General features: G+C 47.1%; 13 protein-coding genes. 8 read left to right on the forward strand and 5 right to left on the reverse strand.

From position 1 onward, the window contains the following. The first annotated feature begins 242 nt into the window (after positions 1 to 242). The 4 genes from SPEA_RS03930 to SPEA_RS03945 all read left to right on the forward strand — a co-directional run bounded on the left by SPEA_RS03930 (position 243) and on the right by SPEA_RS03945 (position 5164). A complete protein-coding gene (locus SPEA_RS03930; RefSeq protein ID WP_012154008.1) occupies positions 243 to 986 on the forward strand; it encodes a spermidine synthase in 744 nt (247 codons plus the stop codon). A 495-nt stretch (positions 987 to 1481) separates the two neighbouring features. Beyond that, a complete protein-coding gene (gene ahpC / locus SPEA_RS03935) occupies positions 1482 to 2051 on the forward strand; it encodes an alkyl hydroperoxide reductase subunit C (protein WP_012154009.1) in 570 nt (189 codons plus the stop codon). A 292-nt stretch (positions 2052 to 2343) separates the two neighbouring features. Beyond that, positions 2344 to 3918, forward strand: a complete 1575-nt coding sequence (ahpF, locus tag SPEA_RS03940; RefSeq protein ID WP_012154010.1) for an alkyl hydroperoxide reductase subunit F — start codon at positions 2344 to 2346, stop codon at positions 3916 to 3918. A 118-nt stretch (positions 3919 to 4036) separates the two neighbouring features. Next, the gene (locus SPEA_RS03945; protein WP_012154011.1) at positions 4037 to 5164 is read left to right on the forward strand and encodes a GGDEF domain-containing protein; all 1128 of its coding nucleotides are present in this window, start codon (positions 4037 to 4039) and stop codon (positions 5162 to 5164) included. Positions 5165 to 5222: 58 nt separating this feature from the next. Here the strand turns inward: SPEA_RS03945 and SPEA_RS03950 are convergent, their stop codons facing one another. The 3 genes from SPEA_RS03950 to SPEA_RS03960 form a co-directional block, all read right to left on the reverse strand. Then, positions 5223 to 5420, reverse strand: coding sequence for a hypothetical protein (locus SPEA_RS03950; RefSeq protein WP_012154012.1), 198 nt, complete (start codon positions 5418 to 5420; stop codon positions 5223 to 5225). A gap of 436 nt (positions 5421 to 5856) precedes the next feature. Then, positions 5857 to 7284, reverse strand: coding sequence for a thioredoxin family protein (locus tag SPEA_RS03955; protein WP_012154013.1), 1428 nt, complete (start codon positions 7282 to 7284; stop codon positions 5857 to 5859). Positions 7285 to 7603: 319 nt separating this feature from the next. Continuing rightward, positions 7604 to 8020 (reverse strand): hypothetical protein, encoded by a 417-nt coding sequence (locus tag SPEA_RS03960; RefSeq protein WP_012154014.1) that lies wholly within the window; start codon positions 8018 to 8020, stop codon positions 7604 to 7606. Positions 8021 to 8504: 484 nt separating this feature from the next. Between SPEA_RS03960 and SPEA_RS03965 the strand changes: the two genes are divergently transcribed. Together SPEA_RS03965 and chrA are read left to right on the forward strand one after the other, a co-directional pair. Beyond that, entirely contained in the window at positions 8505 to 9680 is a 1176-nt protein-coding gene (locus SPEA_RS03965) for a glycerol-3-phosphate dehydrogenase/oxidase (protein WP_012154015.1), read from the forward strand. A gap of 157 nt (positions 9681 to 9837) precedes the next feature. Then, positions 9838 to 11025: a chromate efflux transporter gene (gene chrA / locus SPEA_RS03970; RefSeq protein WP_012154016.1), complete on the forward strand. Its 1188-nt coding sequence runs from the start codon at positions 9838 to 9840 to the stop codon at positions 11023 to 11025. A gap of 76 nt (positions 11026 to 11101) precedes the next feature. Here the strand turns inward: chrA and fdhF are convergent, their stop codons facing one another. Together fdhF and SPEA_RS03980 are read right to left on the reverse strand one after the other, a co-directional pair. Beyond that, entirely contained in the window at positions 11102 to 15424 is a 4323-nt protein-coding gene (gene fdhF / locus SPEA_RS03975; RefSeq protein WP_012154017.1) for a formate dehydrogenase subunit alpha, read from the reverse strand. A gap of 297 nt (positions 15425 to 15721) precedes the next feature. Then, positions 15722 to 16714 (reverse strand): ion channel, encoded by a 993-nt coding sequence (locus tag SPEA_RS03980; protein ID WP_012154018.1) that lies wholly within the window; start codon positions 16712 to 16714, stop codon positions 15722 to 15724. A gap of 332 nt (positions 16715 to 17046) precedes the next feature. On the opposite strand from SPEA_RS03980, the gene prfB reads away from it, so the two are divergent. Together prfB and lysS are read left to right on the forward strand one after the other, a co-directional pair. Further along, positions 17047 to 18145, forward strand: a protein-coding gene (gene prfB / locus SPEA_RS03985) for a peptide chain release factor 2 (RefSeq protein WP_190272094.1) whose coding sequence is annotated in 2 segments (ribosomal slippage) — positions 17047 to 17121 and positions 17123 to 18145 — 1098 coding nt in all. Because the reading frame shifts where the segments join, the coding sequence is not laid out codon by codon here. A gap of 12 nt (positions 18146 to 18157) precedes the next feature. Then, positions 18158 to 19663: a lysine--tRNA ligase gene (gene lysS, locus SPEA_RS03990; RefSeq protein WP_012154020.1), complete on the forward strand. Its 1506-nt coding sequence runs from the start codon at positions 18158 to 18160 to the stop codon at positions 19661 to 19663. The last annotated feature ends 420 nt before the right edge of the window (positions 19664 to 20083 follow it).

The following is a 20083-nucleotide window of genomic DNA, read 5'->3' on the forward strand; positions in this document are numbered from 1 at the left end:
AGGCAGATCCCAACTCGGGGTTGGAAACTTGTTTTGTTTGTGGCGTTCTTTGCTGAGATTGTTTGCTGCTTGTGGTGTTTGTGCTTATGTTTGGCTTGCTGCTGCTTATTACTTGTAGATGTATGTTGATTGTTGCTGCAGTCTGCGGGAGCGGTTTGAGTGCATATTAACAGCAGCATTTTATTGAAGCGGGTTTTTTCAAGTCGTTTGGGTATAATAGCGCCCCAATTGTCGGAGCGCTCATGTCAGATTTTCAAACTTTACACCAAACCCAAGATGAATATGGTCCACTTATCGTACTCGAAGATAAGGAAACAAGGATCCTCGCCTTCGGCGAAAACGATGAGCAGAGTAAGTTACTCAAGGCTACGCCACATATTCCACAGCACACCTATGTGCAAGCCATGCTATTGGTGCTGCTGTATAGCCAACCTAAGAGCGCTATCGTACTTGGTCTTGGTGGCGGTGGACTTATTCATGCGCTGCGTCATTTCGATGCTGGGATAAAACTGACCGCAGTTGAGTTGCGAGCCGATGTGATTGAGCTGGCTAAGCGTTACTTCCAGCTGCCGCTAAGCAAAAAGCTTAAAGTGATCAATCAAGATGCGAAGCTGTTTCTTGAATCTGGCGATCATAAGCGAGTCGATGTGATCTTTGCCGATATCTATAGCGCCGATGGTGTCGATGCGGCTCAAGTGTCGGAGTCCTTTATTGCTCAATGCGCCGCCTTGATTAAGGCCGACGGTTATTTGGTGTTGAACTGCTGGAAAGAGCACAGCCAGAACCGTGAGCTGCTTGCTTACCTCAACAGGTATTTCGTCGAGGTTCGCGCCTGCCTAACGGGCAGTGGTAACTGGGTGGTGTTTGCGGGTAAGGCCAAGCGTGAGATCAGTGCCAGTGGCTTAAAAACCAAAGCACAGGCTTTGTCGCAGCAGTTGGATTTTCAACTCGGCAGATCGCTAACGCGATTCGACGTTTGGCAATAAGCTTAACGCTATAATGTGAAGTCTAGCTCTGAGCTTACTAATCTCTGGAGGTTAAGCCACAGTAGCTCAAGTCTCTGTAGGCTTAGTGTCAGTAAGTTAAGCCATCTTAGAATCAGGAGCAGTAGCCTAAGCATCAGTAAATTAGGCTTTTAGCAGCTTTTCCCCGTTAATCAACGTCAGTGTTAGCGGGGGGCTTTGGCTCAAATCCGTAATCGATTTTTCCGAAACTCGTGCCTAAACGCGGAATTTTACCTCTGTTTGACCCTCTCAAATCATACCTAACTGCTTAATATCGCTGACTTGTTAATCCTATTCGGAAAAATAGATTAGATTGATAGTTTTTACCCGTTATCATAAATTTTCAGTCTCCGTTAATATTCTCACATCGAAAACGAACTGGCTTTAAGAGACTCATCATCACTCATTCAGTTTGTTGAATTTTAAGAAATAGTATTTTCAACTTTAATGATTAAAACAGATAAAACGGAGCATCACATGCATCAGTCAATCATCAACTCTACAATCAAGCCATTCTCTGCAACTGCTTTTCACAACGGTGACTTCCACCCAGTGACTGAGCAAGACCTACTAGGTAAGTGGTCAGTAGTATTCTTCTACCCAGCTGACTTCACATTCGTATGTCCAACTGAGCTAGGCGACATGGCTGACCATTACGAGAAGCTACAGTCTATGGGCGTTGAAGTTTACTCAGTATCGACTGACACTCACTTCACTCACAAAGCATGGCACTCAAGCTCTGACACAATCGGTAAAATCCAGTACCCAATGATTGGTGACCCAACTGGTACTATCACACGTAACTTCGGTGTGATGATTGAGGAAGACGGTCTAGCACTACGTGGCACGTTTGTTATCAACCCAGAAGGCGAGATCAAAGTTGCTGAAGTACATGACCTAGGTATTGGTCGTAGCGCAGCTGAACTAGTTCGTAAAATTCAAGCAGCTCAGTATGTTGCAACTCACGACGGTGAAGTTTGCCCAGCAGCATGGCAGCCAGGTGAAGCGACTCTAGCTCCTTCAATTGACCTTGTTGGTAAGATTTAATTAGTCGACAGTCAATAGATGATAGCGTGTTAGCGAGCCCCATCTCTCGCTAACATTCAACAAAGTCATCAAGAGATTTCATCTCCAGTGTTCAGCCTAGTCACCCCCTGTAGTCTAGGCTGAACAATCTCTTACTGAACTGATATTTAAAAGAGCAATCGCTAGACCGTACACACTTTTTATTTTCTATATCATTTTTTATTTTTATCGCGAGTGCTAGGTATGCGCCAAGGCTTGTCGCTGCCTGCAAAACGTGAATTTCAGATTAGTTTTAAGATATTTAGGAGTCATCATGTTAGATGCAAACGTAAAGAATCAACTGAACACTTATTTGCAGAACCTCAAGCATCCAGTTGAGCTGGTTGTTTCTATTGATGACAGTAAAAAAGCTCAAGAGCTTAAGTCGTTAGCTACGGATATCGATAGCCTGTCTTCACTTATCTCTGTAACAGATCAAGTCGGCGAGCGTACGCCATCAATGTCGGTAATTAACCCGCAATTGAATAGCAAAATTACTTTTGCAGGCCTGCCTATGGGTCATGAGTTTACCTCTTTGGTACTTGCGCTTCTGCACAGTGGCGGCCACCCAATCAAGCTTGAAGCCGATGTGATTGAGCAAATTCGTCAGCTACCGGGTGAGTATCGCTTCGAGACCTACGTCTCTCTAAGTTGTCAGACTTGCCCTGAAGTGGTTCAGGCGCTGAACATGATGGCGGCAATTAACCCAAATATCACTAACGTGATGATCGACGGATCACTGTTCCAAGACGAAGTGAATGAGCGCAACATCATGGCGGTGCCATCTGTGTACTTAAATGGTGAGCAGTTCTCAATGGGCGCTATCAGCACGGTTGAGATCTTAAATAAGCTTGATGTAAACGCAGCAGGTAGAAAAGCCGAGCAGCTAAACGAGAAAGAGCCATTCGAAGTATTAGTAATTGGCGGTGGCCCAGCGGGGGCATCGGCGGCAATCTACGCGGCACGTAAAGGTCTGCGCACCGGTATTGTAGCAGACAAGTTTGGTGGTCAGGTTGCTGAAACTGTTGGCATTGAGAACTTCATCTCTGTTAAAGCGACCGAAGGTCCAAAGCTGGTGGCAAATCTTGAAGCCCACGTACATGAATATGATGTCGATATCATGAACAACCAGCGTGCCTTAAGCCTTAAGTCTGGTGAGTTATTCGAACTGGAACTAGAAAATGGCGCGGTACTGCGCAGCAAAACAGTATTGCTAGCAACCGGTGCTCGTTGGCGTGAAATGAACGTGCCAGGTGAGCAAGAATATCGCGGCAGTGGCGTTGCATACTGCCCACACTGTGATGGTCCACTGTTCAAAGGCAAGCGCGTTGCGGTGATAGGTGGCGGTAACTCAGGAATCGAAGCGGCAATCGATTTAGCCAATATTGTTGAACACGTTACTGTGCTTGAGTTTGATAGCAGTCTACGCGCCGATGAAGTGTTGCAGCGCAAAGCTAAGTCTATGGGCAATATCGATATCATCACCCAAGCAATGACAACCGAGGTCACTGGCGATGGTAAGCGCGTTAACGGCCTTAACTATACCGACAGAGCGACAGGCGAAAGCCATCATGTTGAGCTTGCTGGAATATTTGTGCAGATAGGTTTAGTACCCAACTCTGAGTGGCTTAAAGACACTATCGATATGACGGCGCGCGGCGAAATCATTGTCGACGGCAAAGGCGAGACCTCTGTGCCGGGTATTTTTGCGGCGGGTGATGTGACTAACTCGGCCTACAAACAGATCATCATTGCCATGGGCAGCGGAGCAACCGCATCGTTAGGCGCATTTGATTACTTAATTCGTCACGATATCGATGAGTCGGCGGGTGGCAATATTGCTGCCTAGATAGCAAATTCTTATTGAAAAGTCAGCAAATGCTGGCTTTTTTTATGCTTTAACAGTATTAATAGCTCCGTTAATAGTGACATTTCTTATAGGCTAAATATAGTCAGCCTTTCCATCAATGGATCCAGTTCTGAAGTCACATCAATACAAAGCGCAATTGAAGCGTGAAACCTTCATCATTATCAAGCGTGGCACTATCTGGGCGACATATATTAGTTGCGTTCTAGCATTTGTAGTATTAATCAGTAGATATAACTTTATTGGCGATAACGTCGAATTTATCGAGCTGCACTCCAAGTTTGCGCCACTTATGACCGTTATCATAAGTGGTCTTGCGTGGTTAAAGTATCGAACTTTGTTTTTGGTCACGATGAGTCAAACTTATTTCTACCTCGTGTTGCTCATTATGTCATGGTGTTATGTGCTTATAAGCTTCGCTTTGAAAGTAGGGCATAGCATGCCGGGTTTAGGCTCTCTATCGCACGTGTTGGTTTTTGTATTTTCGCTAGCACTCTTTCCGAATCGAAATGTGATGATATTAGGGATCTTACCATTCCTAGTCTTTAGCGTTGTTTATCATTCTTTTCATTATCCCAGTGCATTGATTTATTCCATCCCTAAAATTTTATGTTTCTTAGGCATTCTTATATCAGGCCAGAAAATTATCTCAGGCTGGTTCTTTAAGGCGGTCACACGCAGCATCGAAAACAAGAAGCTGTTACAGCAGTTTAAACGTTTGGCTTTAATTGATGGCTTGACCAATATTAGTAATCGTCGTCACTTTGATGATGTATTAACTCAAGAGATAAAAGCATCACTTCGAACTCTGCAACCGTTATCTATCATCATGGTTGATGTGGATTTCTTTAAACCGCTTAACGATAGCCTTGGTCATCAAGTAGGTGATAAGCATTTAACAAAAATTGCAGCAGTATTGAATAGTGCACTAGAGCGACCAAGGGATCTGGTGGCTCGTTACGGCGGAGAAGAGTTTGTTATCGCGCTGCCTGATACCGATTTAAGCGGTGCTATTCGAGTCGCCGAAAAGATTAAACTGGCAATATCGGATGCTGAACTGCACCACCCAAGCTCGAAAGTTTCAGGCTATGTTACCGTCTCTCAAGGCGTGGCGCAGTGGCAAGAGGGAATGGTTCCTGCTCAGCTGCTAGAGATGACTGATAAGCTGTTATATCAAGCCAAGTCTAGCGGCAGAGATCGTTATTGCTCTGAGCATCAAGCTCTTTAAATCGTAGCTGATTTAGCTCCTACGACTAACTACGAGAGAAGCTTGACGTTGTAAATCTTTAGGCCGTGGTATTGATATTATGGCCACTGTTACCTACAGGCGCGGCTGGTACTTCAGGCATGGCGGCATTAATCAATTGCAGCGCCATTTCACCTTGCATCTCTTGTTGTGCTTTAGCCATTTGCGCGACTTTGACGCCAACGCTACCATGGCTCAAGTTAGGATCAATATTAGGTGCAGACAGTGAAATAGCCATATCGGCCTCGATAAGTTGATTACTCGTTAATGTTACTTAGTTATCGGCTCAGTCGTAAGGGACTTGAGGACTGCGTTGTTACAGAGTGTATCGGTTTAAAGCCAAGACGGCACGAGCTAAGAGGAACCTAGGAAAAGCAGGTTCTAGGTCCTAGGAAGAGCGAAGATGGTTCAAGCTAAGACGGGAAGAGCCTGACGGCCAGCAGCCTAGGGAACGTGACTGCGTCACTTACGGAGCGCTGCGCTCACGGAAAAAGCGGTAAAGCTAAGAAAGAGCAAAGATGATAAAAGCAAAGAAGAGCAGCCAGAAAACATATTCTCTTCTGTAGGTTGGGCTTTAGCCCATCCTCGCAGCAAAGCGTCCTAGGAGCTAGGTCATTGTTTTAGAAAACGAAGGTCTTAGCTTAATCATAAGCTAAGACCTTTATTCATTTACGCTATGATTTTGCAGTTTGAGCCTTCTCAATACTCTTACGAATAAGGGTAATGATAATGGTCAACACGATAGAGCTTAAGATAAGTCCTATCGCTAAGGCGACATTCTGCAGCGCCGTTGGGTCGGCGGCTAACATGCCACCTAGGCCCATCATCATAATGCCCGACATTAGCTTAAGGGTTTGGCCCTCTTTCTCTGTGAGCTTGCGCTTACCAAGCGATACACTAAAGGCGATAACAATCGCGGCTAGCGGGATGACATAAACCACGTTATACATCACCAAATACATATAGCGCTCGAACGTATCTAAGTCATGCATCGATAGAACGCTGGTGTAGATCATCGGGAAGCCTGCGGTGCACAGCAGCTCATAGGCGTTGGCTAAGATCGACAGCACTACAGTGCCGGCAATCATGGCCGTCATGCTGCTGGCGCTGGTTAACTTGCCCATACGTTTTATCAAGCCTGTACGGTTCTCGGCCGACATAGAAAGGGTGACTTCCCCCTTGGTAAAGAAATAGTCTTTGATGTTTACTGCCCCGGCAACGAGCGCCAACATACCCGCTCCGAGAATAATCCAGCCACCATCACTGCCTGCACCAAGAAGCTGAAAGATATTGAGCCATGCGCTCATAAAGATGAAGTAGATAAAACCTGAGAAAAACACGAAGATCCCGCCGACAATCAGCATGCGGGTACGGCTCTTAGCGTTGACCATAATCGACAGCAAAAACAGTAATACGAAGAAGGCGCATGGGTTGAAAGCGTCGACTCCCGCTAGCACCACAGTCAGTAACGGTAACGACATCTGCTCTGGGTGCACTACGCCCACTAGTGGAAGTTCAACAGGTTGAACGTCTGAGCTGGCAATTTCGTTGTTCGTGTCTAGGCCTAAATCACAGGTGCCATCGCTGCCAGCTTTGCTATCAGTTTCACTGCAGGTTGTAAATAACCCAACTGAAGCGGGCGCCACTACTGGATATTGGCCTTCGGCTTCAGGGGCTAATTTACCACCTAAGGATACGTAATAAGATTTTAGCCGTTGAACTAAAAACTCACCGGTAACGGCCTGACTGCTATAACCGACTACGGCTTTTTCACCGCTAGCAAAGTAGGGTACGGAGCGCGCTTCTGTGCCTGTCTGTTTAGCAACTTGTTGCCATACTTCCATGGTGTCTGGCGCAGTGATCATATGATCTTCAATCTCTAGCCAGGGGTAGCGCTCGGGCAAGCTGTCTATAAAGGGGTGAGCCTCGGCGCAGTGGGGGCAGGTCTTAGACCAGAAGAAATAGAGTTTAACCTTAAGCTCCCCCTGAGCATTGGTGTAGTGCCAGAGATTGTTTGTCGCAGTCGATTCCGTAGTGGCAAAACTGGGGAGAGAGAGGCTTGATAGTAAAAGGGCAATAAAGAGAATAATAGACTTATGCATAGGAACTCCGACAGATTGATTGGCCATGAGTTAAACGTTGCTAGTACTCTACGTTAATGATTCGCGGTTGCTAAATTAATGTTTTGTTTTTGTGGTGGGAATCTCGAAGAAATAACATTTGGGAACTAGGGCTAGTTTCTTGCTGAATAATTAAACTTTCTGCAATAATTGCAACAGCTTGATTAAGCTGTTGTTGATGTAAGTGCTAAGGCGATATATTTAGTCGCGAGTCTGTTGCCGACTTGCTTGGTTTACATCACAGTTCCCACTAATGCCTCAACTCATGCCTCTATATACCGTATCTGGCATTAATGTCGGTTTACTCGGCTTTGCTGGCGACCTGTATAGTTTGGTAGTCAGTTTCATCGGGGCACCAAACAACCGATACGCTTCGAGTCGCATCATTACTTGCGGTCAATATACGGGTGATAACAGGGGCTGGGTAGTTCGCCTTGTTAAGGTGGTTTTTGACTCTTTCAATACGACGCTCTGCTAACCACTTATTGTACTTACGCTTCTCTTCAGACGACTGATTTTGACTGACATCAAACTGAAGCAGTAAATAGCCTGTACCAGCTTGGGGATCTCGAGCAAGCTTATCGAGCAGAGAGGCATAATGGCCCTCAAAATAGGAGCTGTTTTTAGCATAGGGAATGTCAACAATATGGGTTTTATTATCACATTGCGCAACCGCGCTTCCTGCGAACAATAGACAAACAGCGGCTAGAGACTTCATCTTAAACATCCTTGATAACATAAGAGTCGTTTGAAAAAATTAATACATAGAAACAGTAGGAACTTTCAAATTCGATTGGAATTTATGCCATTGCAAAGCGAAATGCAATCATCTTTAGATTAATAATTCTAATGATGAAACAAGTGCTTTTATAACCTTAATTGAGCGATGAAATCGCCCTTGGTTATTTTGGGGAGGCATTGATTGAAACTCTTGATAACAATTTTTAGTCGGTTACTAGATAGTCTTTCTGGATACTCCCTCTAGAAAGTCCCTTCGAGTGGTCTCTTCGCTAAAGCGGGGCAATTAAAGCATCGATTTTTATCATTAACACAAGTATGTTGGAGTCATACATGTTGATGATTACTAAATAGGCTTATCTAGAACCTGCTTGGGCAACGGTAGAGCAGAGTGTAGCGCTCTCAAGCATACAGAGAATTCATTCTAGTGAGAGCAAGGCAAGACTCTAATTCAAGGAGCTGAAATGGCGACAGTGGATCTTCTAGTCATAGGCGGGGGCATCAATGGTGCCGGTATTGCCCAGTGCGCGGCAGCCGCGGGCTATAGTGTGTTATTGCTTGAGAGAGAGACTATTGCTGGCCAGACTTCCGCCAACTCCAGTAAGCTCATTCATGGTGGGCTGCGTTATTTAGAGTCAGGCCAACTGCCGTTAGTGAGAAAGTCTCTGGCCGAGCGCAAGGCTCTGCTAAAGCTTGCTCCCAGCTTAGTTAATCCCATCCCATTCTATATTCCCGTTTATGAAAATAGTCGTCGTAGTCCTTGGGCAATAAGGGCTGGGTTGAGCCTATATGCCATGCTGAGTGATTTCGATGCCCTTGGGCAATTCAAGTCTGTTCCCTGTGTGAATTGGTCGAAAATTAAAGGCCTAAAACTCAAAGGCCTCAAGGCGGTGTATCAATATTGGGATGCACAAACCGACGATAAGATGTTGACCCAAGCCGTGATTAAGAGTGCGCGCTCACTTGGGGCGGATGTGCTGGAATATGCTCAATGTACCCATATTGAACATCTACAAGGGCACAGTTTGGTGCGATATCAATATTCATCCATGGAGCAAGAGGTTGAAGCGCTAGCCGTGGTGAATGCCGCTGGACCATGGGTTAATCAGGTGCTTGAAACAGTTTCTCCACCGATAGCATCTGTGCCGATAGAGTGGGTGCAGGGCAGCCATCTACTGCTCGATATCCCTGCCAATGACGGCATTCTCTATCTGGAGTCGTGTTTCGACAAGCGGGTAATCTTTGTGATGCCTTGGAAGGGCCGCACCCTTATTGGCACCACCGAAACATTGTTGTCGTCGCTGGGTAGCCAACCTAAAGTGACGCCGGAAGAGGTGAATTACCTACTGGGGATCTATAGCCATTACTTTTGCTGCTTTGGTGACGTGGAAGTGTTAAAGACCCGGGTGCTTGATAGCTTTTGCGGAGTACGAGTATTGCCGAAGCAGGCGGGTAAGGCATTCGATCGCCCAAGAGACACCATACTGAAAATTCAGCCAAGTCATCCCAATCTACTCAGCCTATATGGCGGCAAGCTTACGACATACAGAACCACGGCGACTGAAGTGCTCGACTGGTTAGAGGGCACCATAGGTAAGCGCCAGACCTTGGCTGATTTTGACCAGCTGGTTTTAGATTAATTCATATTGAGCGCCATTTTGAGCACTTATTTGAGCAAGTATTTACGTGCTGAATTGACGGTTAAGGTTTCATTAAACTGTAACCTTAATGTCATACTATCTAGCTATTAAAAATGATTAAGAGTCGCTTAGTTTTTGACGGCTATTTTGGGGAGCTATGTTTCAAATTTTTCTTCGTTTCTTTTCGTTAGGCCTAGTGTCATTTGGTGGACCTGCGGCGCATATCGGTTACTTTAGACAGACCTTTGTGCAAGAGCTTAACTGGCTCGATGACAAACACTACGGCAGCTTGGTCGCATTGAGTCAATTTATGCCTGGGCCGGGTTCAAGCCAAGTCGGCTTTGCCATAGGTTATCACCGTGGTGGATTATTAGGTGCAGTCGCAGCCTTTGTTGGATTTACGCTTCCCTCGTTTATCTTGCTGTTTTTACTGGCGGTGACCAGTAGCCAATGGCTGGATTACTCTTTTACCCAGGGCATCATTCATGGCCTCAAATTATTAGCCGTGGTCGTGGTGGCAGACGCTATCTGGATCATGTTTAAGCAGTTTTGTCAGCGCAAACAGGCCAAGCTGTTAATGGTGACGAGCTGCGTGATTATCTTGCTGCAGCCTTCGATGTTGATGCAATTTGGTTTGCTGATAGCTGCTGCATTAGTGGGACGCTACTATCTATCGGGGCTGCCTGGCGAGCAGGTTCAAACTCCAGAAGCAGCCCAGCCAAGCGTTAAGCTTAACTTCTTCTGGTTGAGTATCTTCTGTGGATTATTGATTGCATCTCTGGTGATGATTGGCTTGTCGAAGCAGGCGGGCATTGGGAGTTTAACTGAGCTGTTTAGCCAGTTTTATCAAGTAGGCAGTATGGTGTTTGGTGGCGGGCATGTGGTATTGCCACTGTTGCAGCAAAGTGTCGGCGATGCCGTCAGTAGTGACCAATTCTTAACGGGTTACGCCTTAGCTCAGGCCGTGCCGGGGCCTATGTTTGCCCTCGCGGCGTTTTTGGGCGCAGAGATCTGGGTGCAACAACCGCTCGTTGGTGCCTTAGTCGCGACTCTCGCTATCTTCTTGCCGGGTTTTTTATTGATGCTGGTGGCGCTCAAAAGCTGGCATGCCATTAGCGCTAGGCCACAGGTGACAGGCGCAATCGCGGGTGTGAATGCCTGTGTGGTGGGGTTCTTGTTGGCGGCGCTTTATAATCCAATATTTATCAGTGCAGTACTATCGCCACTCGATATGGCCTTGGTAGTGCTAGGTTTTGGTCTGTTTAAAATCTTTAAGCCGAATATCTTTATCTTAGTGGCAGGCTTTGGTGTTACTGGCGCGCTTATCGGTGCGTTTGCTGGCTAGCCTTGCTTAGTCATACAAAATAAAAAGGCGGTAAGAGCATGCTCTTACCGCCTTTTTTGATCGACTATGATTCTAGCTAGACGAGTTCTGCCTCGGCTAGCTTTTCAGCCACTTTTTCAGCTTTGACAGCACACACCTTAAACTCAGGGATTTTCGCCACAGGGTCGAGTGCGTTGTTGGTAAGCTTATTGGCTGCCGATTCAACAAAGTGGAACGGCAGGAATAATACGCCTGCTTGGGCACGCTTGGTGACGAAGGCTTGGATCTCAATTTCGCCGCGCCTTGTGCTTAGCTTTAGCATGTCACCGTTATTCACCCCAAGCTTCTCGGCATCGAATACCGAGATCATCACCTTGGCGCTACCGAGTTGGTTAAGGCCTTCGGTTTTACGGGTCATGGTGCCAGTGTGGAACTGCTCCAACAAACGGCCTGTCGACAAGAACAGTGGATACTCGTCACATGGCATCTCAGCGGGTAGGCGGTAGTGCACTGGGCGCATCTTACCTTTGCCGTGAGTAAACAGAGATGTATGCAGAATTGGTGTACCCGGATGACCTTCTGCCGGGCATGGCCACTGCAGTCCTAGACGACCATTTTCCGTTAGGCTATCTATCACTTTCCAAGTAATACCACGGTATTGTGGTGTCACTTCGGTGATCTCATGCCAGATCTGTCTTTCATTTTGGTAGCCCCAGTCTTCGCCCATTTGGCTAGCAATTAGCTGGATGATCTGCCAATCGTTCTTGGCTAATCCCGGTGGTGTTACCGCAGGCAGCAGCTGCTGTACGCGGCGCTCAGTATTGGTAAAGTGGCCTAGCTTCTCGGCAAAGGCTGCGGCAGGCAGGACTACGTCGGCTAGCTCGGCAGTTTCGGTTAGGAAGATATCCTGCACCACCACAAATTCAGCGGCAGCTAAGCCTTGTAGGACATGCTTCTGATCAGGATCGCTTAGCACTGGGTTTTCACCCATCACATATAAGCCTTTTAGCTCGCCGTGTGTCAGGGCATGCATCATCTCTGTTGCAGAAAAACCAATATCGGCGCAAAGATCTTCTTTGCCCCAAGCTTCACGGAAGCGCATCTGCACTAACGGATCATCAAGTTTCTGATAACCACTGAAGTAGTTGGGCAGCGCGCCCATATCACAGGCACCCTGTACGTTACTCTGGCCACGAAGTGGGTTAATGCCAGCGCCTTTAAGGCCGATATTTCCGCACAATAGCTGCAGGTTAGATATCGCGGTAACGTTATCGTGGCCCGAAGTATGCTGGGTGACCCCCATCGCATAATAGACCGCCGTTTTCTCTGCGGTACCGATAAGGCGCGCCATTTCGATAATATCTTTAGCGCTAACCCCAGTGATTAGCTCAGCATTTTTCGGGCTGTAATCAGGGCTCATCACCTCATCATAGAGCTGACTGAAGCCTTCGACTCTAGCCTGAATGTAATCTAAGTCATGCCAATCATTCTTGATGATCTGCTGCATAATCGCGTTAAGCAGCATCACATCTGAACCCGGTCTTTGTGCCACATAAAGCTGAGCTTTATCGGCAATAGAGACACGTTTAGGGTCGGCAACGATCAGGCGTGCACCATGCTCTTTCAGCGCTTGTTTGATCTTAGAGGCGATGATTGGGTGAGCACTTTCGGTGTCTGAGCCAAGGATAAAGATAAGGTCACTATCTTTGATGCTCGGAATATCGTTTGTCATCGCGCCGCTGCCAAGGCTTTCACGCAGGGCTGTTACCGTTGATGCGTGGCAAAGACGGGCGCAGTGGTCGACGTTGTTATTACCCAGCACGCTACGGAAGAACTTCTGGAAAACGTAGTTATCTTCGTTGGTAGCTTTGGCAGAAGAAAGTCCTGCAATCGCCTTGTTGCCATAGACTTGTTTTATCTGGGTAAAGCGCTGAGCAATGACAGATATGGCTTCATCCCAACTTGCAGGAACTAGCTCACCATTTTTACGAATAAGCGGTGTGGTTAGGCGTTTGTCACTGCCAACGAAGTCAAAGCCAAAGCGACCTTTTACGCACAACATGCCATCGTTTACTGGTGATGACGCATCGCCACTGATCTGTAAAATCTGGTTCTTCTGCTCATCGACATGCATGTTGATTCGGCAGCCGATACCGCAGTAGGTACAGATGGTGGATACCGTTTTAAGCGGAGCCTTTTGCGCCGTAGTTAAACCTTGGGTCTTATTACGGGCATCGACTAATGCACCCGTTGGGCACACTTGCACGCAGTTACCGCACTGTACGCAGTCACTGTCGTTCATCGAGGCGCTAAAGCCGACACGCGGCGCTCTACGCTCATCACTATCACGTAAGCTGGCATATGAGCTGGCACATGAGCTATCACAAGAGATAGGGATGGCTTGGTAATGATCTTTGGCAAACGAGATGGCGTTATGACCACTGGCACTATGACAGATCTCTACACATGAACCACAGCTGATACAGCGGTTAGCATCGAAGGTGATAAATGGTGCACTGGTGTCGACACTAAACTGCTGCGCCGCGCTGGTATCTAGCTCAGAAGCCTGAACCTTATATTCGGTAGCGTAATCACGTAGCTTGCAATCAGTGTTGGCCTGACAGGCGCATTCAAGGCAGCGCGCCGCTTCCTTCATGGCTTCATCGGCTTCAAACCCCAGCTCGACTTCACTGAAGTTTAACGCCCGTTGCAGCTCATTGAGCTCAGGCATTTTGCTGCGAGCCTGCGCCTGAGTCGACGGATAAAGTGCGTCGGCTTTAAATGATTTAAGGCTGCTAGTTTTAGCCGCCTTGGTCGAATTAAATGCCTGCTTTACTAGCTCACAAGTTAGCCCTTGGCTTAGTAGTTTCTCGATAGCATCGGCAGCCTTGCGACCATCAGCAACGGCGGCAACTGCCGTTGCAGGGCCTGTGCGTGAGTCGCCGATGACAAAGAGTTTATCTAGCCCGGCAGATTGACCCGCCGACATGGTGTGCTCACAGCCTTCGAAGGTGTTCCAGCGGGTTAGTGCGACTTCACCAGTGGCTAGCTGGCTCTGAGGGTGCTCAAGAAAGTCCATGTCAGGAGTTTGCGACACCGCAGGGATCACCGTATCGAATGCTTCGACAAAGGTTTCACCAGTCGCTACTGGGCTACGACGACCGGAGGCATCTGGCTCGCCAAGTGCCATGACCTCAAAGGTAACGCTGGCCACTCGGCCGTTATCATCGCTGTGATTCTCAATCGGGTTGGTCAAGAAGTGGAACTTAATCCCTTCTTGCTCGGCTTCATGAATTTCATAGTCTTCGGCTGGCATCTCGTCGCGAGTACGACGGTAGACAAGCGTCACATCTGCGCCATCGCGTTTAGCGGTGCGGGCGCAATCAATGGCCGTATTACCGCCGCCGATAACGGCAACCTTCTTGCCCGTCACATATTGCTTGTTGGTGCAGTAATCTTTTAGGTAATCCACACCTAAATAACAGCCATCGAGTTCGATACCTGGGTAGTTCATTGGCACGGCTTTTTGCGCGCCAATCGCTAAACAGACCGCATCAAAGCCTTCAATCAAGCCGTTAAGGTGGATATCGCGGCCAAGGCGGGTGTCGGTTTGAATATTGAGACCGTTTTTACACAGCAGCGCGATCTCTTTATCGAGAATGGCTTTAGGTAGACGGTACTCAGGAATGCCATAACGTAACCAGCCGCCCGCTTGTGGCATAGACTCAAAAATCGTCACGTCGTGGCCGTTGTTAGATAGGTAATAACCCGCAGAAATACCTGCTGGGCCACTGCCTATTATGGCGACTTTCTTATTGGTTGCAGGCGCTCTAGGAGGCACATACGGGCTCTCGCCCTCAAGATCTAAGTCGGCAGCGTGGCGCTTCAATTGGCGAATAGCGACAGGCTCATCTACGAGTCCGCGGCGGCACTCTGTTTCACAAAAAGCGGGGCAGACACGGCCAATAGACAGTGGCAAAGGTAAGGTCTGCTTAATGACTTTAACCGCTTCGCTGTGGTCACCTTGAGCAATATGATACAGATAGGACTGCACATCGACGCCAGCAGGGCAGGCAGTTTGGCACGGCGCTTCACAGTCGGCGAAGTGATTTGACAAAATCACTTGTAGTGCGGCCTTGCGCTGTTTGCTCAGCGCTGCAGACTGGGTGATGACTTCAATGTTTTGCTCATAGATGTCAGCAACTCGTGTCTCACAGGCGCGCACATTGAGGATGTTGTTATCAGGGCCAACAAGCTCTACATGGCAAAGGTTGCAGTGCTGTTTGCTGTCATGGACCAAAGAGCTGGCTTTGCTCTTACAAAGATTCGGAATAGCGATGTCTGCGCTTAGTGCTGCATCGAGTAGGGTGTCTTGCTGATTGGCTAGTAGGGACTTGCCATCAATTATTATTTGTTTCATCGCATGGGCCTTTATTTATGGGGTCACTGCTGGCACTTAGCGCTGGGGTCGGCGACCTTAACGTAAAGCCTGCACTCACTGAGACGGACTAGGCGAAATCTTATTTTTCTGAGTATACCTGCGGCCTTTTTTTACGCTGACAATGCAGTTTAAGTTTTCGCTGAAAATGCCGGTGTGCTCACAGGTGGGGTATGAAATGTGCGCGTGAATGATTGTAGCTGGTCTGATGTGTGATCTAGGTTTGAAGGGCTGTTTGCGGTGATTCTGCAGCCATTTTTGCATTACTAATGTTTGATTTTAGCGGGTCATTTTTTTTACAAAAACCACCACGAATAGCGCAATAGTAAAGCTACCCGTAAAGGCTTCGAAAGCTGCGATAGCCCGAGAGAAGCCTATGGGGGTAAAGTCGCCATAACCTAGGGTGGTGAAAGTGACGACCGAATAGTAAATACAGTTGAGAAACAGCATGAAGTTAGTGCCGAAATCGTTATTTAGGCTAAAGACCTGTAACTGATCGCCGTATTGCAGCCCGCTAAAGAAGTAGAGCACTGCGCTGATGAGAATAAGGATAAGTGAGAAACCGACAACCCTTAAAGGCGCTTCGCCATAGCCGCAAAACAGATCTATGGTCTTAGAGATAATGCGTTTAAGGCAATATCTGGGCATCTGGTAGCGACGCATGGTGAGCTCTTTGCGAATATATTGGCCTGACATGGCAAATAGTCCCTCCCTGTCGGCGGCTTTACGCAAGTCGCGATAGATCTCTTCGGCCTGCTCTAAATAGTCGGTTGTTCTTTCTGTATCTCCTGCTTTCTTGGCGGCACGGGCGAGCCTTTCTTGGCGTAGGGTGTTTCCTGTATGCATATTTTCAATTTTGGCGCCGAGCCACTTTACGCCAAGCAGGTTACAGCCCTGCAAATTGGCACAGTGAACCGTTGCGTCTCGTAAATCGGCCTTCATTAGGCTGGCATTTTCGAGTTTGATATTAAACAGATGAGCACCGCTTAGATCGGCGCGATAGAGCTCGGCGTTACTTAAATCGAAGCCGATTTTCTCTTGATGACGAACCAGATCGATATTGGCCAGTTTGGCGTGGTTTAGGCTGATGCCCCTGAGCTGGCCGCCTTGGCGAGCAAACTGCTCAAGCTTATGAATATCATCGGGATTATTCTTTATGACTTGTGGGTCATGCCAGTAGCACAGGCCTGAGTCTCCAGCGATCTCTCGGCAGATATGTTGATTATTTTCATGGTAACGGCATTGGTGAGTCGTGTGGCTATCTGTGGGCATAAATAGCGTCAACCATCAAAGTGGCTTGGCAAGTGGCTGGGTAATATTGAGTATAGAAGTGCCCTGTAAAGACAGCCAGCCTAAAAACTTCATCTTCGGTTCCTTGAAGCTGGTTTTTTGCGACTATGTTACGCCAGTATGAGGAGCCAGTTTTACGATGGAATTATCGTTTTTAGCCCTTGAAGGGCATTTGATGAATAAAATTGCTATTTTGTGCGCTTTTGACGCTAGGTTTCGAGCAAAGCATGGGTTAAAATAGCGGGTTTTCCGTCTGTAGTTACTTACTGTAGAAACCAAGCCTTGTCGCTTAGCAATTAAAAGTTGATTAAATCATGTTTGAAGTAAATCCAGTTAAATTCAAAATCAAGGAGCTCGCCGACCGTACCGACCTTCTTCGGGGGTATCTTTGACTACGATGCCAAGAGTGAGCGTCTAGAAGAAGTCAGCCGAGAGCTTGAAAGCTCTGAAGTTTGGAATGATCCAGAAAACGCCCAAGCCCTAGGCAAGGAGCGTGCAGCACTTGAAGCGGTAGTGAAGACTATCGACGATATGGACAGTGGCCTAGAAGATATCGAAGGCTTACTAGAGCTAGCCGTTGAAGAGAACGATGAAGAGACCTTTAACGACGCCGCTGCGGAATTACAGGGCTTAGAGAAACGCCTTGAGGAACTTGAGTTCCGTCGTATGTTCTCTAAACCACATGATGCTTCAGATTGTTATTTAGATATTCAATCAGGATCGGGCGGAACAGAAGCGCAAGATTGGGCCAATATGGTGCTGCGTATGTTCTTACGTTGGGGTGAAGCCCACGACTATAAGCCGGAACTGATTGAAGTGACTGCGGGTGATGTTGCCGGTATTAAAGGCGCAACCATTAAGTTTACCGGTGAATATGCTTTTGGTTCACTGCGCACCGAAACCGGTGTACACCGTTTAGTGCGTAAGTCGCCATTTGACTCGTCGGGTAAGCGTCACACCTCTTTCTGTTCGGTATTCGTTTACCCAGAAATTGATGATTCGATTGAGATTGATATCAATCCTTCGGACTTAAGAATTGATACCTACCGCGCGTCAGGTGCGGGTGGTCAGCACGTTAACAAAACTGAGTCGGCAATTCGTATTACCCATTTACCGACCAATACCGTTGTGCAGTGTCAGAACGACCGTTCGCAGCATAAGAACCGTGATGCTGCGATGAAACAGCTGAAGGCAAAGCTGTATGAGCTAGAAATGCTCAAGCAGAATGCTGATAAGCAAGCCGCCGAAGATGCCAAGTCTGATATTGGCTGGGGCAGCCAGATCCGTTCATACGTGCTCGATGATGCACGTATTAAAGATCTACGTACCGGCGTTGAAAACCGAAATACCCAGAGCGTTTTAGATGGCGATCTGGACAAGTTTATTGAAGCTAGCCTGAAATCTGGCCTTTAACGAGAGAAGAAGATGACTGAACAAACCCAAGACGAGAACAAGTTAATTGCAGAGCGTCGTGCTAAATTAGAGCACATTCGTACCAACTGCCCAGCAAACGGTCACCCGAACAACTTCGATCGAAAACACAAAGCGGCAGATATCCAAGCTGAATTTGGTCACAACACCAAAGAAGAGCTTGAAGGCATGGGCATTGAGCGTTCAATCGCTGGCCGTGTTATGGCGAAGCGTGGTCCATTCTTGGTGATCCAAGATGTGAGCGGTCGTATCCAAGCTTATGCGGGTAAAGACGTTCAAAAAGATCTTAAAGAGAAGTTCTTAGGTCTAGATATTGGTGACATCATAGGTGTGACCGGTCAGCTACACCTTTCAGGTAAGGGCGACCTATACGTGAACATGGAAGAGTACCAGTTGCTAACTAAGGCACTGCGTCCACTTCCTGAAAAGTTTCACGGTCTAACTGACCAAGAGACTCGCTACCGTCAGCGTTATGTAGACTTGATCGTTAACGAAGACTCTCGTGAAGCCTTTATCATGCGTTCTAAAGTGGTTTCGGCTATCCGTAACTTCATGGTGAAGAAAGAGTTCATGGAAGTTGAAACACCTATGATGCACAGCATTCCAGGTGGTGCTTCAGCACGTCCATTCGAGACGCATCATAATGCTCTTGATATCGCTATGTACCTACGTATTGCACCTGAGCTATACCTTAAGCGTCTAGTGGTTGGTGGTTTTGAGCGCGTATTCGAAATCAACCGTAACTTCCGTAACGAAGGTCTGTCTCCTCGCCATAACCCTGAATTCACTATGATGGAATTCTATATGGCGTACGCTGACTTCAACGATCTAATGGATCTGACTGAAGAGATGCTAAGCTCTATCGCAACTGAGCTATGTGGTTCTCCACAGCTTCCATACGGTGAGCACACTGTTGATTTTGGTGGCCCATATGCACGTTTGAGCATGTTGGATGCAATCAAGAAGTACAACCCAGACAACGCAACAATCCAGTCTATGACTTATGAAGAAGTTAAAGACGTTGAGTTTATGCGTGACTTGGCTAAGAGCCTAGGCATGACAGTTGAGAAGTTCTGGACTTGTGGCCAGCTACTAGAAGAGATCTTTGGTGAAACAGCTGAAACTCAGTTGATGCAACCTACCTTCATCACTGGCTACCCAGCGGATATCTCTCCACTAGCACGTCGTAACGACGACAACCATTTCATCACAGACCGTTTCGAGTTCTTCATCGGCGGCCGTGAAGTGGCTAACGGTTTCTCTGAGCTTAACGATGCTGAAGATCAAGACAGCCGTTTCAAGGCTCAGGTTGATGCTAAAGATGCTGGTGATGACGAAGCGATGTTCTATGACGCTGACTACATCACTGCACTAGAGCACGGCTTACCACCAACTGCGGGTCAAGGTATCGGTATCGACCGTCTAGTGATGCTATTCACTAACACGCACACTATCCGTGACGTGATCCTATTCCCTGCGATGCGTCCACAAGCTAACTAATCCTTAGCATATAGCTGCATAGCAGTAAGACTTTAAAAACCAGCCACTAGGCTGGTTTTTTTATGTCACAATTTCAAATTTTGCATTTCTGTGACCAATTTAGATAGATTAAAAGTTAATCTGACGCGTTAGTTGATTTTTATCAAATAAATCAAAGTCGATTCCCTGTATTTTGTCGCGTTGCTAATATTTCAACCTAGCTTAGCTTGCTGATGTTAGTGATTGTTAATTGCACTTAATTTTGATTTTATTTCGTTTTTAGGCCAAAGCTGTCGCTGTAGATATAAAGCTGTTGCTGTTGATACATAGCTGAAAACTAATGTATACCTCTAATGGTATAGAGTGGGGCTTTTCTAGTGCTGAATATGATTGATGAGCGCTAATGTCTATGATTTTGTTAGTATAAATGATAGATTGATA

It is taken from the genome of Shewanella pealeana ATCC 700345, from assembly GCF_000018285.1.
GTDB classification, from domain to species: Bacteria; Pseudomonadota; Gammaproteobacteria; order Enterobacterales; family Shewanellaceae; genus Shewanella; species Shewanella pealeana.

What these genes read in the sequence shown, in the direction of transcription:
- SPEA_RS03930 (WP_012154008.1), top strand. Translation starts at nt 243, where the DNA reads ATGTCAGATTTTCAAACTTTACACCAAACCCAAGATGAATATGGTCCA.
- ahpC (WP_012154009.1), top strand. Translation starts at nt 1,482, where the DNA reads ATGCATCAGTCAATCATCAACTCTACAATCAAGCCATTCTCTGCAACT.
- ahpF (WP_012154010.1), top strand. Translation starts at nt 2,344, where the DNA reads ATGTTAGATGCAAACGTAAAGAATCAACTGAACACTTATTTGCAGAAC.
- SPEA_RS03945 (WP_012154011.1), top strand. Translation starts at nt 4,037, where the DNA reads ATGGATCCAGTTCTGAAGTCACATCAATACAAAGCGCAATTGAAGCGT.
- SPEA_RS03950 (WP_012154012.1), bottom strand. Translation starts at nt 5,420, where the DNA reads ATGGCTATTTCACTGTCTGCACCTAATATTGATCCTAACTTGAGCCAT.
- SPEA_RS03955 (WP_012154013.1), bottom strand. Translation starts at nt 7,284, where the DNA reads ATGCATAAGTCTATTATTCTCTTTATTGCCCTTTTACTATCAAGCCTC.
- SPEA_RS03960 (WP_012154014.1), bottom strand. Translation starts at nt 8,020, where the DNA reads ATGAAGTCTCTAGCCGCTGTTTGTCTATTGTTCGCAGGAAGCGCGGTT.
- SPEA_RS03965 (WP_012154015.1), top strand. Translation starts at nt 8,505, where the DNA reads ATGGCGACAGTGGATCTTCTAGTCATAGGCGGGGGCATCAATGGTGCC.
- chrA (WP_012154016.1), top strand. Translation starts at nt 9,838, where the DNA reads ATGTTTCAAATTTTTCTTCGTTTCTTTTCGTTAGGCCTAGTGTCATTT.
- fdhF (WP_012154017.1), bottom strand. Translation starts at nt 15,424, where the DNA reads ATGAAACAAATAATAATTGATGGCAAGTCCCTACTAGCCAATCAGCAA.
- SPEA_RS03980 (WP_012154018.1), bottom strand. Translation starts at nt 16,714, where the DNA reads ATGCCCACAGATAGCCACACGACTCACCAATGCCGTTACCATGAAAAT.
- lysS (WP_012154020.1), top strand. Translation starts at nt 18,158, where the DNA reads ATGACTGAACAAACCCAAGACGAGAACAAGTTAATTGCAGAGCGTCGT.